The 3,565-nt window shown below is 66.3% G+C and carries 5 protein-coding genes; 2 read left to right on the top strand and 3 right to left on the bottom strand.

Going from position 1 to position 3,565, the window contains the following annotated elements; all coding sequences use genetic code 11:
• The coding region (locus VFT73_RS00595; protein ID WP_326408158.1) for an Lrp/AsnC family transcriptional regulator at positions 1-186 on the bottom strand (186 nt) is incomplete at its 3' end.
• A gap of 144 nt (positions 187-330) precedes the next feature.
• Between VFT73_RS00595 and ald the strand changes: the two genes are divergently transcribed.
• Together ald and VFT73_RS00605 are read left to right on the top strand one after the other, a co-directional pair.
• The gene (gene ald / locus VFT73_RS00600; RefSeq protein WP_326408159.1) at positions 331-1,434 is read left to right on the top strand and encodes an alanine dehydrogenase; all 1,104 of its coding nucleotides are present in this window, start codon (positions 331-333) and stop codon (positions 1,432-1,434) included.
• An 85-nt stretch (positions 1,435-1,519) separates the two neighbouring features.
• Positions 1,520-1,897 (top strand): group III truncated hemoglobin, encoded by a 378-nt coding sequence (locus VFT73_RS00605; protein WP_326408161.1) that lies wholly within the window; start codon positions 1,520-1,522, stop codon positions 1,895-1,897.
• Here the strand turns inward: VFT73_RS00605 and VFT73_RS00610 are convergent.
• Together VFT73_RS00610 and VFT73_RS00615 are read right to left on the bottom strand one after the other, a co-directional pair.
• Complete coding sequence (locus tag VFT73_RS00610; RefSeq protein ID WP_414712763.1) at positions 1,894-2,577, bottom strand: N-acetylmuramoyl-L-alanine amidase; 684 nt, start codon at positions 2,575-2,577, stop codon at positions 1,894-1,896. The two genes, VFT73_RS00605 and VFT73_RS00610, sit on opposite strands and share 4 nt — an antisense overlap.
• 5 nt (positions 2,578-2,582) lie before the next feature.
• A complete protein-coding gene (locus VFT73_RS00615; RefSeq protein WP_326408160.1) occupies positions 2,583-3,473 on the bottom strand; it encodes a DMT family transporter in 891 nt (296 codons plus the stop codon).
• Positions 3,474-3,565: the final 92 nt, after the last annotated feature.

Below are 3,565 nucleotides of genomic sequence, written 5' to 3' on the forward strand. Positions count from 1 at the left end.
GTGGAAGCCCAGCGTCTTGTGGCCCAGGCGCGCGCCGTAACCGGTGATCTGGCCGGATGCTTCGAGCGCCTGGATGCGCCGCGTGCAGGCCGATTGCGACAGGCCGACACGCTCCGCGATCTGGCTGACGCTCGCGCGTGCATCGGCGGCAAGACTCTTCAGGATTGAACGGTCGATCCTGTCCATTCTGCACGAATCCACGGTCAAATCATTTCCTCGCGCAGCTTCTATGCTGATGCTGCCGCTGGAGCCACATCTGTTTGCAGGGATTCGCCGCCCTGATTCGCAGTAATACGCGCCACCATTTTCTTCGCCCAAGGAGAGCGAACCATGCGCGTCGGTGTGCCCAAGGAAATCAAGAACCACGAATATCGCGTCGGCCTGACGCCGCCATCGGTAGCCGAGCTGGTCGCGGCCGGCCATGAAGTCATCGTCGAGACCAACGCCGGCGCCGGCATCGACCTGGACGACCAGGACTATGTCGCGGCCGGCGCGCGGATCGTCGGCACTGCCGCCGAAGTGTTCGCCCAGTCCGACATGATCGTGAAGGTGAAGGAGCCGCAGGCGCAGGAAATCGCGATGCTGGAGCCGCGCCACCTGCTCTTTACCTACCTCCACCTCGCGCCCGATCCGAAGCAGACCGAAGGGCTGATCAAGTCCGGCGCCACCTGCATCGCCTATGAGACGGTGACCGCCCGCGACGGCTCACTGCCGCTGCTGAAGCCGATGTCCGAAGTCGCCGGCCGCATGTCGGTGCAGGTCGGCGCCCATTATCTGGAAAAGGAACAGGGCGGTCGCGGCGTGCTGCTGGGCGGCGTGCCGGGCGTGGCCCCGGCCAAGGTCGCGATCCTGGGCGGCGGCGTCTCGGGCGTGAACGCCGCGCAGATGGCGGTCGGCATGCGCGCCGACGTCACCATCTACGATATTTCGAACACCCGGCTCGCCGAGCTGGACATGTTCTTCAGCTCCCAGATCAAGACAGTCTATGCGTCGAAGGCGGCGATCGCGTCGGCGGTGCAGAGCGCATCGCTGGTGATCGGCGCGGTGTTGGTGCCGGGCGCGGCGGCGCCGAAGCTGGTCACCCGCGACATGCTGAAGACGATGAAGCGCGGTTCGGTGCTGGTCGACATCGCCATCGATCAGGGCGGCTGCTTCGAGACGTCGCACCCGACCACGCACGAAGACCCGGTCTACGAAGTCGATGGCGTGATCCACTACTGCGTCGCCAACATGCCGGGCGCGGTCGCGCGCACTTCGGCCTTTGCGCTGAACAACGCCACCCTGCCCTTCGCGCTGAAGCTCGCCAATATGGGCGCGGAAGCGGCGATGAAGGCCGATCCGCACCTCGCCAACGGCCTGAACGTGATGGGCGGAAAGATCCGCCACCGGGCCGTCGCCGACGCGCTCGGCCTGGAATATGTGCCGTTCGGCTAAGCTCATGCGCCGGAGCCGGCCGCGGCGGCCGGCTCCGGGAAATTACTAACTTTTCCAAAGTGCCAAGACTTCCCACATGACCGGCATGGACGACATCATAACCGAGGAGTCGCTCGCGGAGCTGATCCCCGCCTTCTACACGCGCGTACGAGAGGACGAGCTGATCGGGCCGCTGTTCAATGCCGCGATCGACGACTGGGAGGAGCATCTGGGCAAGCTGACCGCCTTCTGGTCGTCGGTGATGCTGACCAGCGGGCGCTACAAGGGCAGCCCGATGGTCGCGCATCTGCGCCATATCGACGCGATCAAGCCGGTCATGTTCGAGCGTTGGCTCGAGATATGGGCCGAGACCACCACCGATCTGATGCCGCCCGAAGCCGCTGCCGCGCTGCAGGCGAAAGCGGCACGGATCGGCGAAAGCCTGCAGCTCGGCCTCAGCTTCCACGCCCAGCGCGTCGCCTAATCGTCTCCCTGCGGCTTGGGCAGCAGCAGCGCGAGCAGGATCGCGCGGCATTCGGCATCGATCGTGCCGTCGACCAGCTCGGGCCGGAAACGGCGCTGGAACGCAACCGTCGCCGCCAGCGTGTCGGTGACGTCGTAGCCGAAGCGTTCGAGCGCGAGCAGGAAACCGGCGTCGGTCCAGCCCGGGTCCATCAGGTTCTTCGTCGGCCGCGGCAGCGCGAGGCGGAGCTTGGCCAGGCGGTACCAGGGGAACAGCTCGCCCGGATCCTGCTTGCGCGCCGGTGCGACGTCGGAATGGCCGACGATATTGCCGCGGGTGATCCCGTACCGCTCCTTGATGTCGTGGACGAGCGGGATCAGCGCATCGATCTGCTCGTCCGGGAACGGGCGATAGCCGAATTCGTGGCCCGGATTGACGATCTCGATCCCCACGCTCGCCGAGTTCACGTCGGTGATGCCGCGCCAGTGCGAGCGGCCCGCGTGCCAGGCGCGGTTCGCCTCATCAACCAGCCGCAGCACCTGCCCTTCCTCCGTTATGAGATAGTGCGCGGAGACTTTCGCCTCCGGATCGCGCAGCCGCTGGATCGCCGAGTCCGCGTCCTGCATGCCCGTATAATGGAGCACGATCATCGAAATCGGGCTGCTGCGCTCGTCGAAATTCGGCGAGGGCGTGTCGATGATCTGGCTCAAGCGCGGCCTTCCCCAACCCGGGCCGAACGGATGGTCACGATCGCGACCCCGGCCAGCGCGATGATCCCGCCCAAAATCATCAGCGGCGTCAAGGGCGTGTGAAAGAAGAGCGAGGCGAACACCACCGAAAGCACCGGCGAGGCGAGCGTCAGCGGCGTGACCGACGCGACCGGATGGCGCTGCAGCAGCCACGACATCGATCCGTGGCCGAGGATCGTCGAGCCGATCGCCGAGAAAGCGACCCAGCCGAGGCTGTGAAGCGGCAGCCGCGGGATGCCGTGCACGCCCTCCGGCTCGAACACCAGAGCGACCGGCAACAAGATTGCGACGCCGAGCAGCCCGACCCAGGCGTACATCGACAGCACCGGCACGCCGCGCAGGTTGCGCTGGATCAGCGACGATCCGGCCCAGATCAGGCTGGCCAGCGCGGTAAGCGCGATTCCGGGAATCTCTCGTGCGACTTCCGGATCGAATACCAGGATACCGACGCCCGCCAGCGACATCGCGACGCCGGCGATCCGGTATTTGTGGATGCGCTCCTTCAGGATCACGACCGCCAGCAGCATCGCGAACGGCACGCCAAGCTGCCCCGCGATCGCGAGCGCACCCACATTGGTCGCCACCGCCATCGACAGGTTTATGACCAGGAAATAGAGGCCGCCGGTCAGCACGCCGAAGCCGAGCAGCTCCCGCATCCGCCCCGGCACGATCCGCAGCCACGACGCGCACACCAGCAGCACGATCGCCTGGCGCAGCAGCGCCGCCGTCAAGGGCGGGATTTCGATCACCGCCATCTTCACCGCGATGATGTTCATGCCCCACAGCAAATTCATCAGCGCCGCGACCGCAATGTCGCGCGCGCCGAGCCGGGGCTGAAGCTGGGTCATCGCCGCGGCTGTAGCGCCAGCCGCGCCGGCATCAAGCGGCCTTTATGCGGAGCGCCGAAGTCTTGCGATACAGCCCGCGCAGCTCCGGCGAC

The sequence above is a fragment of the Sphingomonas sp. genome, assembly GCF_035758555.1.
GTDB lineage: Bacteria > Pseudomonadota > Alphaproteobacteria > Sphingomonadales > Sphingomonadaceae > Sphingomonas_B.

Excerpts from the sequence above, each read along its gene's own strand:
- ald (WP_326408159.1), top strand. The coding sequence starts at position 331 with ATGCGCGTCGGTGTGCCCAAGGAAATCAAGAACCACGAATATCGCGTC.
- VFT73_RS00605 (WP_326408161.1), top strand. The coding sequence starts at position 1,520 with ATGGACGACATCATAACCGAGGAGTCGCTCGCGGAGCTGATCCCCGCC.
- VFT73_RS00615 (WP_326408160.1), bottom strand. The coding sequence starts at position 3,473 with ATGACCCAGCTTCAGCCCCGGCTCGGCGCGCGCGACATTGCGGTCGCG.